The sequence below is a fragment of the Neisseria canis genome, assembly GCF_900636765.1.
Lineage (GTDB): Bacteria > Pseudomonadota > Gammaproteobacteria > Burkholderiales > Neisseriaceae > Neisseria > Neisseria canis.
Map to the genome: position 1 here is coordinate 672,121 of NZ_LR134313.1, position 22,320 is coordinate 694,440.

General features: G+C 51.9%; 22 protein-coding genes. 14 read left to right on the forward strand and 8 right to left on the reverse strand.

Annotated elements, in window-relative coordinates; all coding sequences use genetic code 11:
* Nucleotides 1-2: 2 nt before the first annotated feature.
* Both ggt and recQ read right to left on the reverse strand, forming a co-directional pair.
* Nucleotides 3-1,754 (reverse strand): gamma-glutamyltransferase, encoded by a 1,752-nt coding sequence (ggt, locus tag EL143_RS03275; protein ID WP_085416112.1) that lies wholly within the window; start codon nt 1,752-1,754, stop codon nt 3-5.
* Between the two features lie 136 nt (nt 1,755-1,890).
* A complete protein-coding gene (recQ, locus tag EL143_RS03280; protein ID WP_085416077.1) occupies nt 1,891-3,723 on the reverse strand; it encodes a DNA helicase RecQ in 1,833 nt (610 codons plus the stop codon).
* Nucleotides 3,724-3,785: 62 nt separating this feature from the next.
* On the opposite strand from recQ, the gene EL143_RS03285 reads away from it, so the two are divergent.
* The 4 genes from EL143_RS03285 to EL143_RS03300 all read left to right on the forward strand — a co-directional run bounded on the left by EL143_RS03285 (nt 3,786) and on the right by EL143_RS03300 (nt 6,033).
* Nucleotides 3,786-4,223: a surface-adhesin E family protein gene (locus EL143_RS03285; protein WP_085416078.1), complete on the forward strand. Its 438-nt coding sequence runs from the start codon at nt 3,786-3,788 to the stop codon at nt 4,221-4,223.
* Between the two features lie 22 nt (nt 4,224-4,245).
* Nucleotides 4,246-4,656, forward strand: a complete 411-nt coding sequence (locus EL143_RS03290) for a hypothetical protein (RefSeq protein WP_232001333.1) — start codon at nt 4,246-4,248, stop codon at nt 4,654-4,656.
* A 115-nt stretch (nt 4,657-4,771) separates the two neighbouring features.
* The gene (locus EL143_RS03295) at nt 4,772-5,251 is read left to right on the forward strand and encodes a hypothetical protein (protein WP_085416079.1); all 480 of its coding nucleotides are present in this window, start codon (nt 4,772-4,774) and stop codon (nt 5,249-5,251) included.
* Between the two features lie 98 nt (nt 5,252-5,349).
* Entirely contained in the window at nt 5,350-6,033 is a 684-nt protein-coding gene (locus EL143_RS03300) for a 2,3-diphosphoglycerate-dependent phosphoglycerate mutase (RefSeq protein WP_085416080.1), read from the forward strand.
* A 67-nt stretch (nt 6,034-6,100) separates the two neighbouring features.
* Here EL143_RS03300 and lpxC read toward each other — a convergent pair whose 3' ends face one another.
* Nucleotides 6,101-7,021 carry a UDP-3-O-acyl-N-acetylglucosamine deacetylase gene (gene lpxC / locus EL143_RS03305; protein ID WP_085416081.1) on the reverse strand — a complete coding sequence of 307 codons (921 nt, stop codon included), beginning with the start codon at nt 7,019-7,021 and terminating at the stop codon, nt 6,101-6,103.
* A gap of 564 nt (nt 7,022-7,585) precedes the next feature.
* Here lpxC and gap point away from each other — a divergent pair.
* The 3 genes from gap to ftsY all read left to right on the forward strand — a co-directional run bounded on the left by gap (nt 7,586) and on the right by ftsY (nt 10,524).
* Complete coding sequence (gap, locus tag EL143_RS03310; RefSeq protein ID WP_085416083.1) at nt 7,586-8,593, forward strand: type I glyceraldehyde-3-phosphate dehydrogenase; 1,008 nt, start codon at nt 7,586-7,588, stop codon at nt 8,591-8,593.
* Nucleotides 8,594-8,907: 314 nt separating this feature from the next.
* Nucleotides 8,908-9,120: a hypothetical protein gene (locus tag EL143_RS03315; protein ID WP_085416084.1), complete on the forward strand. Its 213-nt coding sequence runs from the start codon at nt 8,908-8,910 to the stop codon at nt 9,118-9,120.
* A 156-nt stretch (nt 9,121-9,276) separates the two neighbouring features.
* Nucleotides 9,277-10,524, forward strand: coding sequence for a signal recognition particle-docking protein FtsY (gene ftsY, locus EL143_RS03320; RefSeq protein ID WP_085416085.1), 1,248 nt, complete (start codon nt 9,277-9,279; stop codon nt 10,522-10,524).
* Between the two features lie 57 nt (nt 10,525-10,581).
* Here ftsY and EL143_RS03325 read toward each other — a convergent pair whose 3' ends face one another.
* Nucleotides 10,582-11,193 (reverse strand): LysE family translocator, encoded by a 612-nt coding sequence (locus EL143_RS03325; RefSeq protein ID WP_085416086.1) that lies wholly within the window; start codon nt 11,191-11,193, stop codon nt 10,582-10,584.
* Between the two features lie 147 nt (nt 11,194-11,340).
* On the opposite strand from EL143_RS03325, the gene EL143_RS03330 reads away from it, so the two are divergent.
* Nucleotides 11,341-12,180, forward strand: coding sequence for a LysR family transcriptional regulator (locus EL143_RS03330; RefSeq protein ID WP_085416087.1), 840 nt, complete (start codon nt 11,341-11,343; stop codon nt 12,178-12,180).
* 75 nt (nt 12,181-12,255) lie between these two features.
* On the opposite strand, the gene EL143_RS03335 is transcribed toward EL143_RS03330, so the two are convergent.
* From EL143_RS03335 to tsaA, 4 genes are all read right to left on the reverse strand, one after another.
* A complete protein-coding gene (locus tag EL143_RS03335; protein WP_085416088.1) occupies nt 12,256-12,660 on the reverse strand; it encodes a VOC family protein in 405 nt (134 codons plus the stop codon).
* A gap of 62 nt (nt 12,661-12,722) precedes the next feature.
* On the reverse strand, nt 12,723-13,577 hold the full coding sequence (locus EL143_RS03340; protein ID WP_085416089.1) for an AraC family transcriptional regulator: 855 nt from the start codon (nt 13,575-13,577) through the stop codon (nt 12,723-12,725).
* Nucleotides 13,578-13,773: 196 nt separating this feature from the next.
* Nucleotides 13,774-15,819, reverse strand: a complete 2,046-nt coding sequence (locus EL143_RS03345; RefSeq protein ID WP_085416090.1) for a M3 family metallopeptidase — start codon at nt 15,817-15,819, stop codon at nt 13,774-13,776.
* Nucleotides 15,820-15,987: 168 nt separating this feature from the next.
* A complete protein-coding gene (gene tsaA / locus EL143_RS03350) occupies nt 15,988-16,668 on the reverse strand; it encodes a tRNA (N6-threonylcarbamoyladenosine(37)-N6)-methyltransferase TrmO (protein ID WP_085416091.1) in 681 nt (226 codons plus the stop codon).
* A 96-nt stretch (nt 16,669-16,764) separates the two neighbouring features.
* On the opposite strand from tsaA, the gene EL143_RS03355 reads away from it, so the two are divergent.
* The 6 genes from EL143_RS03355 to EL143_RS03380 all read left to right on the forward strand — a co-directional run bounded on the left by EL143_RS03355 (nt 16,765) and on the right by EL143_RS03380 (nt 22,173).
* A complete protein-coding gene (locus tag EL143_RS03355; protein ID WP_085416092.1) occupies nt 16,765-17,403 on the forward strand; it encodes a nicotinamidase in 639 nt (212 codons plus the stop codon).
* Between the two features lie 77 nt (nt 17,404-17,480).
* The gene (waaC, locus tag EL143_RS03360) at nt 17,481-18,458 is read left to right on the forward strand and encodes a lipopolysaccharide heptosyltransferase I (RefSeq protein WP_085416093.1); all 978 of its coding nucleotides are present in this window, start codon (nt 17,481-17,483) and stop codon (nt 18,456-18,458) included.
* Nucleotides 18,459-18,623: 165 nt separating this feature from the next.
* Nucleotides 18,624-19,370, forward strand: a complete 747-nt coding sequence (locus tag EL143_RS03365; protein WP_085416094.1) for an electron transfer flavoprotein subunit beta/FixA family protein — start codon at nt 18,624-18,626, stop codon at nt 19,368-19,370.
* 10 nt (nt 19,371-19,380) lie between these two features.
* Nucleotides 19,381-20,316, forward strand: a complete 936-nt coding sequence (locus EL143_RS03370) for an electron transfer flavoprotein subunit alpha/FixB family protein (protein ID WP_085416095.1) — start codon at nt 19,381-19,383, stop codon at nt 20,314-20,316.
* A 119-nt stretch (nt 20,317-20,435) separates the two neighbouring features.
* Nucleotides 20,436-21,497 carry a threonine aldolase family protein gene (locus tag EL143_RS03375; protein ID WP_085416096.1) on the forward strand — a complete coding sequence of 354 codons (1,062 nt, stop codon included), beginning with the start codon at nt 20,436-20,438 and terminating at the stop codon, nt 21,495-21,497.
* 55 nt (nt 21,498-21,552) lie between these two features.
* A complete protein-coding gene (locus EL143_RS03380) occupies nt 21,553-22,173 on the forward strand; it encodes an IMPACT family protein (RefSeq protein ID WP_085416097.1) in 621 nt (206 codons plus the stop codon).
* Nucleotides 22,174-22,320: the final 147 nt, after the last annotated feature.

The following is a 22,320-nucleotide window of genomic DNA, read 5'->3' on the forward strand; positions in this document are numbered from 1 at the left end:
CGTCAGTCGCCCATCACTTTGCCTTCCCTGCGCGGGTCGGCGCCGCCGATTAAGCCTTTATCGGTAATCACGATGCCTTGCACGCCGGAATTCAGATCTCGCACTTCGGTTTTGTAGCCGATTTTCTGCAAAGCTTCGGCCTGTTTGGCCGCTGTGGTGTTTTGTTCCAGCTCGTACGTGCCGAAGCGGTTGAGCATATTGGGCAGGGAAATGGCTTGCTGGATGTCCATGCCCCAATCGATATGCGCCACCAGCGTTTTGGCCACATAGCCGATGATGCGGCTGCCGCCGGGCGAACCGACCGTCATATAGGGCCGGCCGTTTTTCAACACAATAGTCGGCGCCATAGACGAGCGCGGGCGCTTACCGCCTTCAACGCGGTTGGCAACAGGCTTGCCGTTTTTTACCGGCTCGAATGAAAAATCGGTCAATTCGTTGTTCAGCAGATAGCCGTTGGCCATCAGGGTGGAGCCGAACGCATTTTCAATGGAAGTGGTCATGGAAAGCACGTTGCCTTGTTTGTCCACCGCCACGACATGGCTGGTGGAAGGCAACTCGATAGCCGGTGCGGCGGCCTGTGTGCTGCCGAACTCGCCGGCCGGGGCGTCGCCGAGGGCTTGGGCGGTATCGGCGAGCAAGGCGGCGCGCTGTTTCAGATAGGCATCGGAAACCAGCGCTTGCGTAGGCACTTTTACAAAATCCGGATCGGCCACATAAAGGTCGCGGTCGGCAAACGCCAAGCGCGAGGCGTCGCCGAGCAGACGCCAGCTGTTGAGGCTGCGGTAGGAAGATTGTTTTTGCTCAAATTGGTTCAGAATGCCGGTAATCTGCGCCAGCGCAATGCCGCCCGAGCTGGGCGCACCCATGCCGCACACTTGGTATTCGCGGTAACTTCCGCACACGGCTTCGCGCTCGATGATTTTATAGTTTTTAAAATCAACGGCGGCCAATTTGCCGGGATTGTCTTTGGCACCGCGCACGGCTTTGATGATGTTTTGCGCGTATTTGCCGTTATAAAAAGGTTTAGCGCCGTCTTTGGCCAGCGTTTTCACTGTGGCGGCAAACTCGGGATTTTTCAGCAACGCACCTGCCTGCAAGGCTTGTCCGTTGGGCAGGAAATAGGCGGCAGTGGCGGGATAGCGCTGCAAGTGCTCGGCATTGCTCTGAATGGAAGCCGCCATGCGCGGCGACACTTGGAAGCCTTCTTCCGCCAGCTTCACCGGCATATCAAACAAGCGCGCCCACGGCATTTTGCCGTAACGCTTGTGCAGCTCTTCCATCATTTTCGGCACGCCCGGGGTGCCGACCGAACGGCCGCCCACCACCGCCTGCTTGAATTCCAGCGGCTTGCCTTCTTTATCTAAAAACAATTCGGGCGTAGCGGCTTTGGGCGCGGTTTCGCGCGCATCAAACGTGGTGAGCTTTTTCGCCTGATTGTCCCAATACACCACAAACGCGCCGCCGCCCAAACCGGAAGACTGCGGCTCCACCAAGCTTAATGTGGTTTGCATGGCAATCATGGCATCCACCGCGCTGCCGCCTTGTTTCAAAACCCGATAGCCCGCTTCGGTAGCCAACGGGTTGGCGGAAGCAGCCATAAATTCTTGGGCGCGCACAAGCTGCTGCTCGGTGTTGCCGTGGCCTTGTTCTGGCGCAAAATCATCGGCGCCGCGCGCGGTTTGTTTTTCGGGCGCTTGGGAAGACGAACAAGCCGCCAGCAACACGGCTGCGGCCAAGGCAAAAGCGGTTTTCATCGGCATCATGGCATTTTCTCCGGATGTTATGCAAAAAGGGTTTGCATAATTTAACCGATTTTGCCGGAAAAGCACAATGCCTGTCTGAAAGCCGATAAACAGGTTTTCAGACAGGCATTGCTTAACTGCTTGCCGATTAAAATACATCTCCTCCGTCGTCGGCTTCCTGCATAAACTTGGCGCACAAAGCCAACACTTCGCTGCCGTATTTCTCGATTTTCGCTTCGCCCAAACCGTAAACTTCATGCAGATCGGCTTCGGTTTGCGGCAGGTTTTGCACGATACTCTGCAAGGTGCGGTCGCCGAAAATGATGTAGGCGGGCACGTTTTCCGCTTTGGCCTGCTCCAGCCGCCAATGCCTGAGCTCCTGCCAAATGCGCTCTTCGCGCTCGGTGCGCAGCCATTGGGTTTTGCTGCCCGCAGCCGCGGTTTTTTGGCGTTTGAGCGGGCGCAGCCACACGGTTTGCCCGCCGGTTAGCACGGCTTTGGCTGCGGGGGTGAGGCGCAAGGCCTGATAATTGGCGGTATCGGTGTCGATCAGGCCGAGGCCGAGGCATTGGCGGGTAACGGCGCGCCAGTCTTTATCGGATTGCTCGGCGCCGATGCCGAATGTGGAAAGCTTGTCGTGGCCATTTTGCTTGATCCAGTCTTCGTTTTTGCCGCGCAACACGTTAATCACATAGCCTGCACCGAAGCGCTGACCGACGCGGTAGATGCAGCTCAAAAGTTTCTGTACCAACACGGTGCCGTCGAAGCGCACGGGCGGGTTGAGGCAGTTGTCGCAATTGCCGCAAGGCCCGCTTTCTTCGCCGAAATGGCGCAACAAGGGCACGCGGCGGCATTCGGCGGTTTCGCACACGGCAAACATGGCGTTGAGCTTGGATAACTCAATCTGTTTTTGAAAATCATCGCTGCCGCTTTCCATAATGCGTTCTTTAAGCAGCATGAAATTATTCATGCCGTAGCAAAGCCAGCTGGCAGCGGGCAGCCCGTCGCGCCCCGCGCGGCCGCTTTCCTGATAAAAATGCTCGATGCTTTGCGGCATGTCGAGGTGGGCGACAAAGCGCACGTCGGGCTTGTCGATGCCCATGCCGAAAGCCACGGTGGCCACCACGATGATGTTGTCTTCCTGCGTGAAACGGCGCTGGTTTTGCGTGCGCGTTTCCATGCTCAGGCCGGCGTGGTAGGGAATGGCGTTTAAGCCGTGGCTGCTTAAAAATCCGGCGGTGTCTTCCACGCTTTTGCGGCTGAGGCAGTACACAATGCCGCTTTCTCCCTGCATGTCTTTAAGGATAAAGTCGAGCAGCTGCTTTTTGCCGTTGTTTTTTTCAACCACTTGGTAGCGGATATTGGGGCGGTCGAAGCTGGCGACAAACTCGGGGGCGTCTTCCAGCTTGAGATAATGTTTGATGTCGGCGCGGGTTTCGGCGTCGGCCGTGGCGGTAAGCGCGATGCGCGGCACTTGCGGATAGCGTTCGGCCAAAAGAGCGAGCTGTCGGTATTCGGGGCGGAAATCGTGGCCCCACTGGCTCACGCAATGGGCTTCGTCGATGGCAAACAGGCTGATCCGGGTGTTATCCAGAAAGCGCAGGAAACGCTCGCTCACCAATCTTTCGGGCGCAACGTAAAGCAGCTTGAGCGAGCCGTTGTGGATATCTTCGGCAATCCGGCGCACTTCGTCGGGATACGTGCCGCTGTGCACGCTGGCCGAATGCACGCCCGCGGCACGCAGGTTGGCCACTTGGTCGTTCATCAGCGCAATCAGCGGCGACACCACTATGGCCACGCCTTCGCGCATCAGCGCCGGTATTTGGTAGCAAAGCGATTTGCCGCCGCCGGTGGGCATCAAAACCAAGAGGCTCCGGCCGCCGGCGAGCGTGTCCACAATTTCGGCCTGACGCCCGCGGAAACCGGGGTAACCGAACACATCGTGCAAAATCCGCCGTGCATCGTCGCGCTGCTTGGTCATTTGGAGAATTCCGTTATAATAAGGCGGATATTTTAATGAATGCCTGTCTGAAAGGAAAGTTTATGAACCCACGCAAGGCTTTGCGGTTAGCCGCTCCGCTTGTTTTGCTCGGCCTTCTGGCCGCGTGTGCCGGCGGCCCGAAAGTTGAAGGAAGCTGGCAGAGTATCGGCGAGAGCAACGAAGGCAATATCCGCAACTATATCGATAAAAACAGCGTTAAGCGCAACGGCAACATCGTAACTTTCCGCGACAAGAAAACCGTGATGAAACCCGCGCAAGAGCGCTATGTCAACACGCCGCGCTACAAAACCGCCATCGGCACGTGGGAAATCGACTGCGCCAAAAAAACCTACCGCCTAAGCGCGCTCACGCTCTTAGACGAAAGCGGCAAAGAATTGCTCAAGCAAACCTACACGCCGGTAAACGTGCGCCCGATGCCGGTTGCCGAGAGCGGCTCCATTGTCGAAAAACAATATCAAACCGTATGTTCGGGCAAATAATGCCTGTCTGAAAGGATACACAATGAAGCCTTTTTTAGCCGTTTTTTTACTGTTCCCCCTTTCCGCCTGCACGTTTAACAACCCTTTCGGCAGCACGGCCGAACCGGCACCCGCCAACCTGCCGCCGGCAGCCACCGCACAAGTAGCCGCCGGCTCCGGCTCAGCGGGCGACGAATTATTGAGCGCGCAAGCCGCCTACCGCGAAGCCATCCGGCAGCAAAACCGCAGCGACGGCAATATCGCCAGCCTCCAACGCAAGCTTCACGATGCCGAGCGCCGCAAACAGCAGGCCGACGACGACATTACCCGCCTGCGCGCCGAGCTGCACCAAGCCAGCGAATCGAAAACCGGCACCGACAGCGCCACCCAAGCCGCCAGCCAACGCCTGAACGCAGCATGGGAAGCTGCCCGCCAAGCCGGATTGGTGCATTAATCCGAAAAACCGAATGCCTGTCTGAAAAAACACCTTGCTTTCAGACAGGCATTTATACTGAGTAAAGCTGCTTTAAGCAGCCGACAACAAAACTTTTTACTCACTTAACATAACAATGATGAAATCCAAAGCCATTTCCCTGCTCGCCTTACTGGCCGGCCTCGGCGCCCACGCCGCGCCCGCCCAAACCGGCGGGAAAACCCAACTACAGCCCGGCCAATACCAATATGCTCTCTACGGCCCTTACGGCCCGTCCGACTTCCGCGAGCTGGTTTTTGTTCATGTATTACCCGAAGGCAGATACTGCATGTTTTCAACAGGAACGGATTTAAGCTACGAAGGCATGCAGCTGGGCAAATGGCGGAAACAAAAAGGCAATATCATGCTGGATAACCAAACCGTTATCAGCAACCAACCCGTTTTGGGCAGCGCGGAAGCGCCTGCCGACGATACGGGCATGAAAGGCGCGCTGCTCGGTAAGCAACCGGCGCTTTTCATCAATGCAAGAAACGCCGAATATCAGGCTTACCACAATAAGCAGGCGCTGGAAAAAGCCCGCGCGGAATGCGTGGAAATGCAAAAAAATTCATACTGAGTTACCGGGCAAACGGAATCCTGAAAATTTCCCGTTTGAAATGACCGTTTGCACCGATACCTGTTGTTAACCTTAACCCCGATATGGAGAAGAAATAAATGGAACTCGTACTTATCCGCCACGGCCAAAGCGAATGGAACGCCAAAAACCTGTTTACCGGCTGGCGCGACGTCAAGCTTTCCGAGCAAGGCATTGCCGAAGCCACTGCGGCCGGCCGCAAGCTGAAAGAAAAAGGCTATCTGTTTGACATCGCGTTCACCTCGGCTCTTTCCCGCGCCATCAAAACCTGCAACATCGTACTGGAAGAATCCGACCAATTATGGGTGCCGCAAATCAAAAGCTGGCGCTTAAACGAGCGCCATTACGGCCAATTGCAGGGTTTGGACAAAAAACAAACCGCCGAAAAATACGGCGACGAGCAAGTGCACATCTGGCGCCGCAGCTACGATACCCTGCCGCCGCTGTTGGATGCCGGCGACGAATTCTCCGCCCACAACGACCGCCGCTATGCCCATTTGCCTGCCGATGTGGTGCCCGACGGCGAAAACCTGAAAGTAACCCTCGTACGCGTGCTGCCTTTCTGGCACGACCAAATCGCTCCGGCCCTCTTGAGCGGCAAACACGTGCTGGTGGCCGCCCACGGCAATTCTCTGCGCGCTTTGGTGAAGCATCTGGAAGGCATTTCCGATGAAGAAATCATGGGCGTGGAAATTCCTACCGGCCAGCCGCTGGTATATAAGCTGGACGATAATTTGAAAGTGATTGAGAAATTCTATCTGTAAGCGTTTACGGATAAAGCAATGCCTGTCTGAAAAGGTTTTCAGACAGGCATTGTTGATATCCCCGCAATCAAGCCACGTCTAAATTCAAATTATGAAAAGCCGGCGGCAAATCTTCGTCTTGTTTGAATTCCACCCATTCGTAAGACGTTTCGTCTTCCAACACTTTGCGCAACAAAGCATTATTGACGGCATGTCCGGATTTGAAGCCTTCAAACGCGCCGATAATCGGGTGGCCGACAATATACAAATCACCGATGGCATCCAAAATTTTATGGCGCACAAATTCATCGGGGTAGCGCAAGCCGTCGGGATTCAGCACGTCGGCATCATCAATCACAATTGCGTTGGAAAGGTTGCCGCCCAAACCGAGGTTGTGCGAGCGCATCATTTCTACTTCCTGCATAAAGCCGAACGTGCGCGCACGGGCGATTTCTTCCACATAAGATTTTCCTGCAAAATCAATCTCAAAGCGCGGGCTGCTGCGGTTGAACACCGGATGGTCGAATTCAATCGTCAGCGCGGCTTTAAAGCCGTTATAAGGCGTGAATTTCACCCATTTGCCCGGTTCCCGCACTTCCACTTCTTTCAGTATGCGCAAAAACTTTTTCTGCGCTTTCTGATCCACAATGCCCGCATCCTGCAAAAGATAGATAAAAGGCAGGCTGGAACCGTCCATAATCGGGATTTCCGGCGCGTTCAATTCAATCAACACGTTGTCCACACCATAGGCGGCCAATGCCGACATAATATGCTCAATGGTTCCGACGCGCACACCTTGTTCGGTAACAATGGTGGAAGACAAACGGGTATCGTTAATCAGATAAGGGCTCAGCTTGATGATTTCGCCCTGCTCTCCGCCCAAATCGGTGCGGCGGAAAGCGATGCCGCTGTTTTCTTCGGCCGGATGCAGGGTAAGCGACACACGTTCGCCCGAATGCAGACCCACGCCGGTTGCCCGCACGGATTTGGCCAAAGTACGCTGTAGCATAGAAATCCTTCCATAATGGTCGAAATAGGGGTTCACGGAGCATCATACGGTAAAACAGGCATGAATAACATTGAATTTGTTTATGGATAAAGTAGCTTTATCCACATGGCCGGCGGTTTCAAACCGGTTTGTTCTTTTTGCTGCACATGCTGTCTCCAGCTTTTCCCGCCGCTTTACCTCAGCTTATCCATAGTTTTTCAGACAGGCTTATCGTTTGATTTTACATGAAAAACTTAACTTATCCACAGAATATCGCCTGAATAAAGCCATTTATCTACATCATAATCTTTTTATTTTTTAAATTAAAAAGTAAAAAGGAAGTTTAAAAACCGCCGATTTCCAACCTGATAAAATCAAATTTGCATAAATAACTGTATGTAAGCTTAGGTAGTATTTGAAAAATATGATAAAACCGATATAAATCAGCCCGATATTGTTTTTAATTTGCCCTAGCAGGTTAAACACAATATCGGCCAAGCAGCCGTTCAACCGGCTCTATGCTGAAAATACCTCGATAATTAAATTTTCACGCTTTCAATTCATCCTAAAAAACAGGAGTTTAATATGGGTATCAAAGTTGCCGTCAACGGATTCGGCCGCATAGGCCGTTTGGCATTGCGCCGCCTTGTCGAACAGGACGATATCGAAGTGGTTGCCATCAACGACCTTACCCCACCCGATATGTTGGTGCATCTGTTTAAATACGACACCATGCAGGGCCGTTTTCAAGGCACGGCCGAGCTGAAAGAAAATGCCATTGTTGTGAACGGCAAAACCATCCGGGCGTTTGCCGATGCCGATCCGGAAAACCTGCCGTGGCGGGAATTGGGTGTGGACGTGGTGTTGGAATGCACAGGCTTTTTCAACAGCAAAGACAAAGCCGAAGCGCATATCCGGGCAGGCGCCAAAAAAGTATTGCTTTCCGCGCCCGGCGGCAATGATGTGAAAACCATCGTATTCGGTGTGAACGAACACACTTTGGACGGCAGCGAAACCGTGGTTTCCGGCGCTTCCTGCACCACCAACTGTTTGGCGCCTATGGCCAATGTGCTGCACAAGGAATTCGGTATCGTCCAGGGGTTGATGACCACCGTGCATGCCTACACCGGCGACCAAAACACGCTGGACGCACCGCACCGCAAAAGCGATTTCCGCCGCGCCCGCGCCGCCGCGCAAAACATCGTGCCCAACAGCACCGGCGCGGCCAAAGCCATCGGTTTGGTGATTCCCGAGCTCAAAGGCAAGTTGGACGGCGCCGCCCAGCGCGTTCCGGTGGCAACCGGCTCGCTGACCGAGCTGGTTTCCGTGCTTTCCCGGCCGGTAACGGTGGAGGAAATCAATGCCAAGATGAAAGCGGCTGCAAACGAAAGCTATGCTTATACGGAAGATCCGATTGTGTCTTCCGATGTAATCGGTTTGGAAGCCGGTTCGATGTTTGATGCAACACAAACCAAAGTGATAACGGTGGGCGACAAGCAGTTGGTCAAAACCGTGGCGTGGTATGACAACGAAATGTCTTATACCTGCCAGCTGATCCGCACGCTGCAATATTTTTCCGCTTTGATGAAGTGAATGTTGCATTAAAAAATGCCTGTCTGAAAGTTTTCAGACAGGCATTTTTGTATAAACGGTACTGTTTTTGAAACAAACGGTATTTTATATAAAATTATATTCTTAATAAAATCAATAATATGATTCAAATGTCGAAAAATAATTACCGTTTATCTGTTCCCAACGGTAAAAACTTTGTCTAGAATGCAATCCAACAAAACAAAAAACAGATTCAATCAAATAAAAAATATTTACGGGCAGGCAAGAAATAATCGATTGCCGATTTATTTTAAAGCCGTTTTTCTATCAGATATTAAAGAAAAAGGAAAACCATCATGTTAGGCTTTTTATTCAACCGCAAAAACAAACAAAACAATGCTCCTGTTGTGAAACAACCCGTTGTGCAGGCCACTCTTGCCAAATTTGCGCTGGATAAAATCCAAGCTGAAGAATTCAGCTTCGACGACAGCGAATTGGGTTTGAATGTCAGCTTCGACGAAAAGCCGATGACCCGCGACCAAGTGCGCATGCTTGAGCTTGCAATGTAAACCGAATCACAGCGAAACCGCCCGAACAGATTGTTTTCGGGCGGTTTGCTTTTGCTTTGTTCAGACAGCCATTGTGCTTGTGTTAACATACAAACCTCAGCAATTAGGCTACAATAAGCTTCACGATACAACCCTTCCAAATTTAAAGAGAATTTTATGTTTAGTTTTTTTAAACGCAAGAAAAAACAAGAGCATACCGAGCTTGAAGCCGAACAGGAACACAGCCTGCGGGAGCGGGAAGAAGCTTTAAGCGATCCGGCTCCCGTTGAAGAGCCGGCAGGGCAAACGGAAGCAACCGTTTCCCTTGTTGAAGAGCAGGAACAAGCGGCAGATACATCCGAAGCGCAAACTTTGCCTGCCGAACCGGTACAAGATGCGGCCGTACCGGAAGCTTTGCCGGAGGAAGCCGAAACCGAGCCTGAGATTCAAGCCGGCCCGGAGGAAAAACCGCTTTCGGTTGCCGCGCAACCGGCTCCCCGGCAGGAAGAAAAACTCGGCTGGGCGGCGCGCTTGAAAAAAGGCCTCACCAAATCGCGCGACCATATGGCCAAATCGCTGGCCGGTGTGTTCGGCGGCGGTCAGATTGACGAAGATTTATACGAAGAACTGGAAACCGTGCTCCTTACCAGCGATATGGGCATCGAAGCCACCGAATATCTGATGGACGACGTGCGCAAACGTGTGTCGCTTAAGGGATTGAAAGACGGCGCCGAGCTGCGCCAGGCCTTGAAAGACGCGATTTACGACCTGCTCAAGCCGCTGGAATCGCCTTTGGAAATTCCGGAAGGCAAAGGGCCTTTTGTGATTATGATGGCGGGCATCAACGGCGCGGGTAAAACCACTTCCATCGGCAAATTGGCGAAATATTTCCAATCACAGGGCAAATCGGTGATTTTGGCTGCGGGCGACACATTCCGCGCCGCCGCCCGCGAGCAGCTGCAGGAATGGGGTGCGCGCAACGGCGTAACCGTGATTTCGCAGGCCAAGGGCGATTCTGCCGCCGTGTGTTACGATGCCGTGGAAGCGGCCAAAGCGCGCGGCGTGGATATTGTGCTGGCCGACACTGCCGGCCGCCTGCCTACGCAGCTGCATTTGATGGAAGAAATCAAAAAAGTGAAGCGCGTGCTGCAAAAAGCTATGCCTGAGGCGCCGCATGAAATCATTGTGGTGCTGGATGCCAATATCGGCCAGAATGCGGTGAACCAAGTGGTGGCGTTTGACGATGCGCTGGGCGTAACCGGCCTGATAGTAACCAAGCTAGACGGCACGGCGAAAGGCGGCGTGCTGGCCGCTTTGGCTTCCAACCGCCCTATTCCCGTGCGTTATATAGGGGTGGGCGAAAGTATCGACGATTTGCGCCCGTTTGATGCCGGAGCGTTTGTGGATGCTTTAATCGACGGATAATCCGGCTCGGATAATTAAAATGCCTGTCTGAAAAAGTTTTCAGACAGGCATTGTCCATTAACGTGCAGCGAACAGCAGCATGGCGCCCAAACCGAACAATACCATGCCGATGAAACGGTTTACATATATCTGTTTGCTTAATAAAGCATTACGGATTAAAGGATTGGCCAACACGGTGGCAACGGCGGCAAACCACGCGAAATGCGCCAGCGACATAAACGCCCCGTAGCCCACCTGCACCGGCATGGGCGTGGCAGGCTTGACCACTTGGGTGAATGTGCTCAACACAAACAAAGTGGTTTTGGGGTTGAGCGCATTGGTGGCAAAGCCGGTTTTGAATGCGGCCAAGCGGCTGATTTCGCTGTGATTGCCGCTTAAATCGACGTTTACTTTCCGATGGCGGAAAGTTTTGAACCCGATATACATCAAATAAAGCGCGCCTGCTGTTTTAACCAGGTGGAAGGCCGCGGGAAATTTCACCAGCAGCACGCTCACGCCCAGCAAAGTATAGCCAACGTGAATCCAAACGGCGGATGCGATGCCCACCGAAGTCCACACCCCTGCCCGCCGCCCGTAAAGATAACTGTTGCGCGTTACCATGGCGAAATCCCCGCCCGGGCTGACAACGGCCAAAATCGTGATGGCGGCAACGGCGAAAAGTTCGTTCATCAAGCACCTCTTTATATGAAAAAATTTCTGATATGATATGGAACAAGTGGCAGGCAGGAATGCCTGCTTTTTGATTAAAAGAGCGGATATTTTGAACAAAAACCGCTTTCAAAAAAATCGAAATAATGTCGGATAAGGTGTGAGATTTTGGAACATATTAAAAAGCTGCCCTTAAAGGCTTTGAAGTTTTTCTATTTTGCCGGCCGCTACGGCAGCTTGAGCGAGGCGGCGGAAAGGCTGCATGTAACGCATGGCGCGGTGAGCAAGCAGATGAAAATTTTGGAAGCGCATTTGGGCACCGCATTGTTTGTGAAACAGGGGCGCAGCCTTGCTTTGTCTGAAGCGGGCAAGCAATTGTATGACTCATGCGGTTATGCTTTTGAAGCGCTGGAAAACACGGTGCAGAAAATCAGCGGCGCGCGCAAACGGGATTTAACCGTGTCGTGCGAGCCGACTTTGGCAATGAAATGGCTGATTCCGCGCATCGACCGGTTTCAGACAGGCATGGGTGTGAACGTGGTGATTTTGGCGGCCGGCGGCGAAATAGATTTCGACAAACATCCGGCCGACATTGCCATCCGCCGCAACGATTTCCGTTGGTCTGCCGGTTTGTATGCGGAAAAACTGATTGATGAATACATCGGCCCGGTGCATAGTCCGGGCGTGAAAAGCCGCAACAGACTGCACACCCGAACCCGTATGCAGGCATGGGCAAACTGGGAGGCAGCCGCGGGGCAAAGCTTTGATGCGGAGAATGATGTTTTTTTCGAGCATTTTTATTTGTCGATACAGGCGGCGATTGCCGGCATGGGCGTGGCGGTTGCGTCTGAGTTGATGGTTGAAGCGGAAATCGGGCAAGGTATTTTGCAGGCGCCTTATGGTTTTGTGCCCGATGGATCGGCTTATTATGCGCTTTCGCCTACTGATTTTTCGGCCGATGCCAGAGTGGAACGCCTGGTTGCATGGCTGAAAGAGGAAATGCGGTAAACGCTTGCCCGATAAAGGCAAAGCAGCCGGGATGATGAACATGCCTGTCTGAAAAATGTTTCAGACAGGCATGTTTTATTTATCTTCCAGCCATGCCATGGCTTCGATTTTGTGGCCGTCCAAATCGCGCACGAAGCAGCCGTAATATTCTTTGCCGTAGTGCGGGCGAGGGCCGGGTGCGCCGTCGTCGGTGGCGCCGGCGGCCAGGGCGGCTTGGTAGAAATCGTCTACTTCTTCGGCGGTGGCGGCGAAAAAGGCGATGTGTACGCCGTTGGCGGTTTCCGCTTTTTGACCGTCGCAAGGCCGCGTTATCCAGAATTCGGGATAAGCGCGGCCATAGGCCATGGCTTGGTACTCGCTCAAATCGAATACGCGGCAGATGTTCAGCGTGGCGAGCACTCGGTCGTAAAAGGCGACTGCTTCGTCGAAGCGGTTGGTGCCGAGAGAAACGTGGGAGAGGATGCTTGGGTTTTCGTTCATGGTATGTGTTCCTATTGGTTGGGATGGATTGCAAGCTTGCCTTGCCGGTTTTCAGGCAGGCATTAATCTGCAAGCGGCAGATAGATATTGGTGCGCAATTCGTGCGGTGCAACTTTTTGCCAGTCGTTGAGGTATTCCTCAAAACACGGGGCGTCACGAACTTGGTAAGGGGTATTTAAAAGTTCGCTGTAAAACCATGTGTAGGCTTGTTCGAGGTTACTGTATGGCCCTTGATAAGGGTAAACGGCGTAGCGTCCTCCGGCAATGGTGCCGCTTTGGATGGGCGGATCGAAGCTGTGTTGCGCGGTGTTGAGGAAAATGGCGGCTTGTGCGCGCAGCTCCTGCTCGGGCGTGCAGGCGGGATCGTTGAAATAAATGCCGAAAAAACGGGCGTCCGGTGCAGGCAGTAGGCCGCGCAGGGTCAGCAGGCCTTCGATGAGTTCAAAAGATCGGCCGATGCGCATATAGCTGCCGTTGTGCGGTACTAAGGCAATCGGTAAGGGTTCGATGGTGGTGATTTCTATGGGCGGCCGGTTTGCGGGCGGACATGTTGATGAGGACTGATGGTGATAAGGTGCGTGCGGTTGCATGCGGTAAGCGCCGGGCGCAAGGCCGTAGGCTTGGCGGAAAATGCGTTCGAATGATTGGGTGTTGCCGCTGTATCCGCATTCGCGAGCGATTTCGGCTACCGGCTTTTGCGTGCTCACTAAAAGCTCTGCAGCATAGTGTAGGCGCAGGCGTTTGACGGTTTCGTGCACGGTTTCGCCCATCACGGCGCGGTAAATCCGGTGCCAGTGGTAGGGCGAGAGGCTGGCTTCTTCGGCAACGCGGTTTAGGTTGATATTTTGCCGGAAATGCCGGTGCAGATAATCAAGCGCTTTGGCGAAGCGCGTTTCATTGTATTCGCGGTGGCTCATAAGCGGCTCCTTGTTAGCTTAATGACAATAGCTTACATGAAGTGGGTGGATCAATCTTGCGGTTTTGCTTTCGGTTTGGATTTGGTAATCCGGAATAAAGTTTGATGTCGAAGATGAAAACGGCTGTATGGCGGTTTAAACAAAAATGCCTGTCTGAAAATGATTCAGACAGGCATAGGTGTGTTTCAGACAGGCATTATGCGGCTTCGTCAAAACCGCTATGGCGCAGGAGCGCGTCGATTTCCGGCTCGCGGCCGCGGAAGGCTTTGAACGATTCCATTGCGCTGCGGCTGCCGCCCATGGCGAGGATTTCGTTCCAGAATCTGGCGCCGGTGGCTTTGATGTCGTCGCTTTCTTCAAAAGCGGCGTAGGCATCGGCGCTGAGCACTTCGGCCCAAGCGTAGCTGTAATAGCCTGCAGAGTAGCCGCCTGCGAAAATGTGGCTGAAGCTGTTGGCAAAGCGGTTGAATTCGGGCGGATGCACCACGGCCACTTCTTTGCGCACTTCGTCCAGCGTTTTCGCCCAGTCGCCCAGTTTGGCAGGGTCGTTTTCGCTGTAAATCAGCATGTCGAACAGGCCGAATTCCATTTGGCGCACCATAAACATGCCGCGTTGGAAGTTTTTGGCGGCCACCATTTTGTCGAACAGCTCGCGCGGCAGCGGCTGGCGGGTTTCTTCGTGTTCCGACATTTGCACCAACACATCGTATTCCCACACGAAATTTTCCATAAATTGGCTGGGCAGCTCTACGGCATCCCATTCCACGCCGTTGATGCCCGACACGCCCAGTTCATCCACGCGCGTCAGCAAGTGGTGCAGGCCGTGGCCGGTTTCGTGGAACAAGGTGATGATTTCATCGTGCGACAGGCGGGCTTCTTTGCCGCCTACGGGCGGGGTAAAGTTACACACCAAATAAGCAACCGGTGTTTGCACCCGGCCGGCTTTTTCGGGCGCGATAAAGCGGCGGCGTCCGCGGTAATCGTTCATCCAGGCGCCGCCGCGCTTGCCTTCCCGGGCATACAGGTCGAGATACACGCCGCCGATGATGCCGCCGCCTTTTTCCAGCTCGAAATAGCGCACGTCTTTATGCCAAGTGGGCACGGTTTTTTCAATCAGGTTTACGCCGTAAAGTTTTTGGATTTGGGCAAACAGGCCGGCCAGCACTTTGCCGGCAGGGAAGTATTTTTTCACTTCGGTTTCGGAAAACGCGTATTTGGCTTGGCGCAGTTTTTCGCTGGCGTAGGTTAAATCCCAAGCTTGCGGGTCGTTGATGCCCAATTGCTCGCGTGCAAAAGCTTGCACTTCTGCCAAGTCTTTTTCGGCGAAAGGCTTGGCGCGGCGGGCCAAATCCCTGATGAAATCAAGTACTTGTTTGGGAGATTCGGCCATTTTGGTAACCAGCGACAATTCGGCGAAATTGCTGTAACCCAAAAGCTTGGCTTCTTCGAGCGCGATTTCCAGGCGGCGGGTGATATTGGCGGTGTTGTCCCATTCGGCTTTGCCGAATTCGCTGGCGCGGGTGGTGTAGGCGCGGTAAACGTCGGCGCGCAGTTGGCGGTCGTCGGCGTATTGCATGACGGCGAGATAATGCGGCATTTGCAGGCCGATTTTGTAGCCTTCTTTGCCTTCGGCTTGTGCGGCGGCGGCAAACATGGCTTTGGCATCATCGGGAATGCCGCTTAAGCGATCGTCGTTTTCCAGATAGATGGCAAACGCATCGGTCGCATCCAAAACGTTTTGGCTGAATTGGGCGGCCAGCTGCGCGCCTTCGGTTTGCAGCTCGGCAAAGCGTGCCTGCTGCTCGGGCGGTAATTCGGCGCCGCTCAACACGAAATCGCGCAAGTCGTGCTCCAATTTGGTTTTTTGGGGGGGGTCGAGTTTGTCAAATTCGGCCGATGCACGGATGGTTTTGAAACGCTCGTAAAGTTCGATATCTTGGCCGATTTCGGTGAAAAACACGGTAACTTCGGGCATCAGCGCATTGTATTCGGCGCGCAATTCGGGCGTGTCGACCACGGCGTTGAGGTGGGCGATTACCCCCCAGATTCTGCCGACGCGTTCGGTGATGTCGGTGAGGCGTTCTACGGTGTTGGCCCAAGTGGTTTCGCTTTGGGCTTTGACTTCGAAGATTGCGCGGCGGGCTTCTTCCATTGCGCTCTGCATGGCAGGCTTGATGTTTTCGATTTGGATATCGCTAAAGCGCGGCTCGTCGGCCAGATTCAGTAATACATTGTTTTGCATAAGGTTCTCACTTTGATGGTAGTCAGGCCGGGTGGATGCCCGTCTGAAAAATATCGTTGTAAACTTAAATGGGTGTTGGGTAACGAATGGATAAATAAGGGCAAATCGGGGAATTTCCAGCGGGTTTTTACTCCGATGCTGTCTGAAAATATTGCCGGATCGGGCTTTTCAGACAGGCATCGGCAATACCGACAGTATCAATGCCCTGTTTTCATCAATTTGAAACTTCACTTCGCAATCTCCCACGTTCATCACATATACGCGCTCGGGAATGTTTTGATAAGCCGGGCGCGGGTCTTGCGCGATGCTTTGGCTGATCAGCGAGGCAAACGCTTCGGTAAGATGCTGCCGGCCGCTTGCTTCGTGCCAAAGAATATCCAGCTGCGGCGGTGCGCCGTCGATAAAACCGGCGGCGGCGTTGGGTTTGGCTTCAACGAAAGGAATGTAAGGCTTGATGTCGATAACCGGTGTTTCGTCGAGCAAATCGGCGCCGCTGCACCATAATTTGACACCTGAATCGGTGGTGATGCGTTCGAGTTTGAGTAGGGATAAGCCCAAATGGTTCGGCCGGTGCGGGCTGCGGGTGGCAAAAACCCCTTTTTTCTGCTTACCGCCGAGGCGCGGCGGGCGAACCAATGGCGCCCAACCTTCGCCGAGCACGCCGTGAAAAATAAAATGTACCCAAATATAATCAAACGTTTCCAAGCCGCGCACGCAATCGGCCTGAAAACGCTTATCCAGCGAAATGCAGATTTCCGCGGCAGGTACCAAGCCGGGTTGGCGGGCAATGCCGAATTTTTGTTTGTAGGGCGAGCAAACGGTGCCGATGGTTTCTATGGTGTACTGCATGTGGATAAGTTTGTTGAAAAGTTTGTGGAATTGTAGCACGGGGTGCGGCTGCTTTTGTTATAATGTGCGGGTTTCAACGGTTTGGCGGGGCAGCAGATGATTGTTTCGATTGATGTGGATGCGCAGAAAACCTTTACGCCGCTTTGCCCGCAAGAGCTTCCTGTGGCAGAAGGCGATAAAATTGCGGATGAATTAAACGCGCAAGCCGCATTGGCCGATTTGCGGGTGATGACCAAAGATGCCCACAGCCCGGCTGCCCGATGGCTTGTGGATAATTCTGTGGATATGTTGAAACCCACAGGTTTGAAAAATGCTGATTTAACTTGGGTGGCTCATGCTATGGTGGGTACCGAAGGTTTCGAGCTGCTTGACGGCCTGCCGGATTTGAGCGGTTATGACTATTGTGTGTGGAAAGGCGTTGACCCGCAGCTTCACCCTTACGGCGCATGTTTTCATGATATTGAAGAGCGGTTGAGCACAGGTTTAATCGAATGGTTGGCTTTAAAAAATGCGCAAACTGTGATTGTGGGCGGATTGGCTACCGATTATTGTGTGAAAACCACGGTTTTGCAGTTGCTCAAAGGCGGCAAATGGCGCGTAATCGTAAACGAGGCTGCTTGCAGAGGTATTGCGCCGGAAACCATAGAAGCTGCCTGGCAGGAAATGAGAGCTCAAGGTGCTGTGGTATTGGAAAATGCTGAAGCAGTGGAAAAATATTTAAAATCAAATGTTTGATAGTGTTTCACGTGAAACAAAAGGTGCTTGAAGTTTTTCAGACAGGCATTGTGATGCAAGGTTGAGGAGTGTTGGAAATGAAGGTATTGCTTGTTCGTTTGTCCAGCATGGGCGATTTGATTCACACTTTGCCTGCAATTGAAGATTTGTCGCGTATGCTGCCGGATGTGGAACTGCATTGGTTGTGTGAAGCGGCGTTTTCGGATATTGCCCGTTTGCATCCTTTTGTGAAGCAAGTTCATACTTTGGAATGGCGGCATTGGCGTAAGCATCTGAATGAAAGCGGGACATGGCGGGCAATGAATCAGTTGCGCAAAACCCTGTGGCGCGAGCATTATGATTTTGTGCTAGACAGCCAGGGTTTATTTAAAAGTGCATTGTTTGCAAAAATGGCAAATGCGCCCACTCAAGGCTTGGATAGATACAGCGCGCGCGAAGGTTGGGCTGCTTTGGCATATAACAAAACTTATTATGTGCGCAAAGGCCAAGATGCGGTATTGCGTAACCGTTTACTATTTGCACAGGCTTTTGATTACAAGCTGCCGCAGGAAATGCGTTTTGGCCTGGTGGTGCCGGAGGCCGGAAGCTTGCAAGGCCTGTCTGAAAATTATCACGTTGCCCTTCATGCAACCAGTCGCGACAGCAAATTATGGCCTAACGAATATTGGTCGGCTTTTTTGGAAGAGCTGCATAAATATGACGGCAGCACGATTTATTTGCCGTGGGGCAATGAAACGGAAAAGCTTAGAGCCGAACTGTTTGCTGCCAAGTTGCCTTTTGCTGTGGCATGTAACAAATTGAATTTATTGCAGGCAGCATGGTTGTTGAACGGTGCAAAAAGCGTGATTGGCGTAGATACCGGGCTGCTGCATTTGGCTAATGCTTTGGATAAGCCGCTGGTTGGTATTTATACCGATTCGGATCCGGTCAAAACCGGCGTTCAAACCTCTGCATATGCGAAAAATATCGGCGGTATCGGACAGTTGCCGAAAGTGGAAGATACTTTCAGGTTATGGCAGGAATGCCTGTCTGAATATAACAGGCTTAAAGCATAATGCCTGTCTGAAACCGAGCAGTTGAGGGTTAATCCGGTTGGATTATCTTGTTATTTATGGTGTCGGGTTCAAGCACAAACACTACCTAATACAGATTCATCAATTTGTTTTCAGACAGGCATAGCCTCTTGAATTGGAAGCGGAAAAGATACGATAAGGAAAATCATGAAAGCATTGGTTGCAGTAAAGCGCGTTGTTGATTACAACGTGAAAGTGCGTGTAAAAACAGATGGTTCGGATGTGGATATCGGCAATGTGAAAATGTCGATGAACCCTTTTGACGAAATTGCTGTAGAAGAAGCCGTGCGTTTGAAAGAAGCCGGCAAAATCAGCGAAATCGTGGCGGTTTCTTTGGGTGAAAAGAAATGCGAAGATACTTTGCGTACAGCGTTGGCAATGGGTGCAGACCGTGCGGTGCATGTGGAAACCGATGCCGTGCTGGAGCCTCTGGCTGTGGCCAAACTATTAAAAGCAGTAGCCGAAAAAGAGCAGCCGCAGCTTTTGCTGCTGGGAAAGCAGGCGATTGATGATGATGCCAACCAAACTGCGCAGATGCTGGCTGCTTTGTTAAATGCGCCCCAAGGCACGTTTGCCAGCAAAGTGGTGTTGGAAGGCAGCGAAGTGTTGGTAACCCGGGAAATTGACGGCGGCTTGGAAACTGTAGCCTTAAAGCTGCCTGCTGTGATTAGCGCCGATTTGCGTTTGAATGAGCCGCGCTTTGTGAAGTTGCCCAACCTGATGCAGGCGAAAAAGAAACCTCTTGAAAAATTATCCCCAGAGAGCTTGGGTGTGAATATTGAAGCCCGCTTAAATGCGCAGCGCTATGCAGAGCCGAAGCAGCGCCAAGCCGGTGAAAAAGTGGCCAATGTTGCCGAACTGGTAGAAAAACTGCGCGCGGTAAAAGCGATTTAAGGAGCAAGAAATGACAGTATTAGTAATTGCCGAGCATAATAACCAAACCTTAAATCCAGCTACTCTGCACGCTGTTTCTGCTGCTGCCAAGCTGGGCGATGTGCATGTGTTGGTGGTTGGAGAACATGCCGAACCGGTTGCCCAACAAGCAGCAAAAGTGGCCGGAGTGGCGAAAGTTTTATTAGCGGAAGCGCCTCATTATGCCGAATTTTTAGCTGAAGAATTAGCCCCTCTGGTGATTTCTTTAGCTGCCGATTACCGTTATATCGGCGCCACGGCTACCGCCTTTGGAAAAAACTTGATGCCTCGGGTTGCGGCTTTACTTGATTGTTCACAAGTATCTGATTTAACAGAAATTGTTGATGGTAAAACGTTTGTCCGCCCTATTTATGCGGGTAATGCTTTTGTTACAGTAAGCAGTGAAGAGCCAAAGCTGGTGCTGACTTTCCGTGCGGCTGCATTTGAAGCCGCTCAGGCCGAAGGTAACAGCGCGGTCATTGAAAAAGTGAGCGTTACACCTGCGCAAAACTTAAGCCGTTTTGTAAACCGCGAACTTACTCAATCTGACCGCCCTGAGCTAACGCAAGCCCGGGTAATTGTGTCCGGAGGCCGTGCATTAGGCAGCTCGGAGCAATTCAATGCCCTACTCACTCCTTTGGCGGATGCTTTAGGCGCAGCAATCGGCGCTTCAAGAGCGGCTGTGGATGCCGAGTATGCCCCTAATGATTACCAAGTTGGGCAAACAGGCAAAGTGGTGGCGCCTGAGTTGTATATTGCAGTAGGTATTTCCGGAGCGATTCAGCATATTGCCGGTATGCAAGACAGCAAGGTGGTTGTGGCTATCAACAAAGATCCCGATGCACCGATTTTCAATGTAGCTGATTTTGCTTTGGTTGGCGATTTGTTCAGCATAGTGCCCGAGTTGACTTCGGCGCTTAAAAACTGATTGTGTTTCACGTGAAACATAAAGCAAATTGCAGGTTGTTTTTCAACCTGCAATTTGTTTACCCTTAAAGCTAATTTTGTAACGGAAAAAGTGGATTAATAAAGTTTAAAGGCTTGGCTATGAAAGCACTGCACCATCCCGACAAAATTTCATTTGCTTCTGATAACTATTCGGGTGTGCATCCTGAAATAATGCAAGCGCTTGCTGTTGCAAACGGTGGTCATGTGGGTGCTTATGGTGGTGATGTTTATACCGAATACCTGCAAGTCGTTATCCAACAACATTTTGGAGAGCGGGCTGAAGCATGGCCGGTTTGGAGCGGCACCGGCGCGAATGTTTTGGCATTGCAGGCTTTACTGCCGCGTTGGGGTGGTGTGATTTGTGCGGAGAATGCACACATTCATGCAGATGAAAGCACTGCGCCCCAATCGGTGGGTGGTTTTAAATTGTGGACAGTTGCGTCGCCATGCGGCAAATTGTCTCCCCGATTGATTGATACTCAGGCATGGGGCTACGGATTTGAACATCGCGCGCAACCTTTGGTAACAAGCATTACACAAACTACAGAGCTCGGAACTTGTTATGCGGTAGAAGAAATTAGAGCAATTTCCCGTCATGTACACAAATTGGGTATGACGCTGCATATGGATGGTGCCCGCTTGGCAAATGCGGCGGCGTATTTAGGCGTTTCTTTGCGGGAAATAACCACCGATGCAGGTGTGGATATACTCTCTTTTGGCGGTACAAAAAACGGTTTGATGTTTGGCGAATGTATTGTTGTGTGTAATCCTGAAGCCATAAAGGCAGATGCTTTGAAATATCTGCGTAAACTAAACTTGCAGTTGGCTTCAAAAATGCGCTTTTTGTCGGCTCAATTTATCGCTTTGTTGGAAAACGATTTGTGGCTTCGGTCTGCCGAGCAAGCAAACACAATGGCTTTGCGCTTGGCTGCCGGTTTGAGGAAGATTGAAGGCATAGAGATTTGCCAGGCAGTGGAATCCAATGCGGTTTTTGCCAAGCTGCCATATGGTGCGGCGGATAAATTACGCCAACATTATGCTTTTTATGATTGGGATAATGAAGGCACGATACGTTTGATGTGCAGCTTTGACACCCAAGAAGCCCATGTTGATGAGTTTTTGCAAAATGTGCGGCAGGTTTTAAAATCAATGCCTGTCTGAAAAACAAAACCCGGCTTGCTCAAGGTTGGGTAGAAATTTCGGTAAACAGATGGTTATGATAGGCACTTATAAAACGATTGCAGCTCCGGTGGTTGGCGAATTTAAAGATAAAGGCAGCCGATTTATTGCATTTGCCTACCCTGTTGACACAGCAGATAAAATCAAAACGCATGTGGATGAATTGCGGCAAGAGCATCATAAAGCACGCCATTGGTGCTATGCTTACCGCCTTGGTACGGAAGGTTTGCAGTTTAGGGCAAACGATGACGGAGAGCCTTCTGGCAGCGCGGGCAGGCCGATTTTGGGGCAGATAGATTCTTTTGGCGTAACCGATGTGCTGATCGTGGTGGTGCGCTATTTCGGCGGCACATTACTGGGCGTGCCCGGTTTGATTAATGCATATAAGCATGCTGCGGCTGAAGCATTGTGCCAAGCCGAAATTATCGAGAAGAATATCGAAAAAACGGCATGGATTATTTGTGATTATCCGCACTTGAGTGAAGCGATCAGGATAGCCAAAGCGAATAATGCCGAGGTTATCCGTCAAGATTTGGCGCTGGATTGCCGCTTAACCGTTAAAATACCTCTGGCTGATTATGAAAAATGCTTAGCTGCTTGGCAGGATACACGGCATATCGAAGTGCAATCGGAACCTTTCCGTAGTAATAACCCATGATTCCGCTTTACCAAACGTCGGGTATAAAATGCTTGTTATTGGACGAGCCAGCCGTAATGCCTGTCTGAAAAGTTGCAGCTTGATTAAACAGGGTTGTAAGAATTCACCTATAGCAAAGAAGCTTATTTTTGATATAAGGCAGTAATG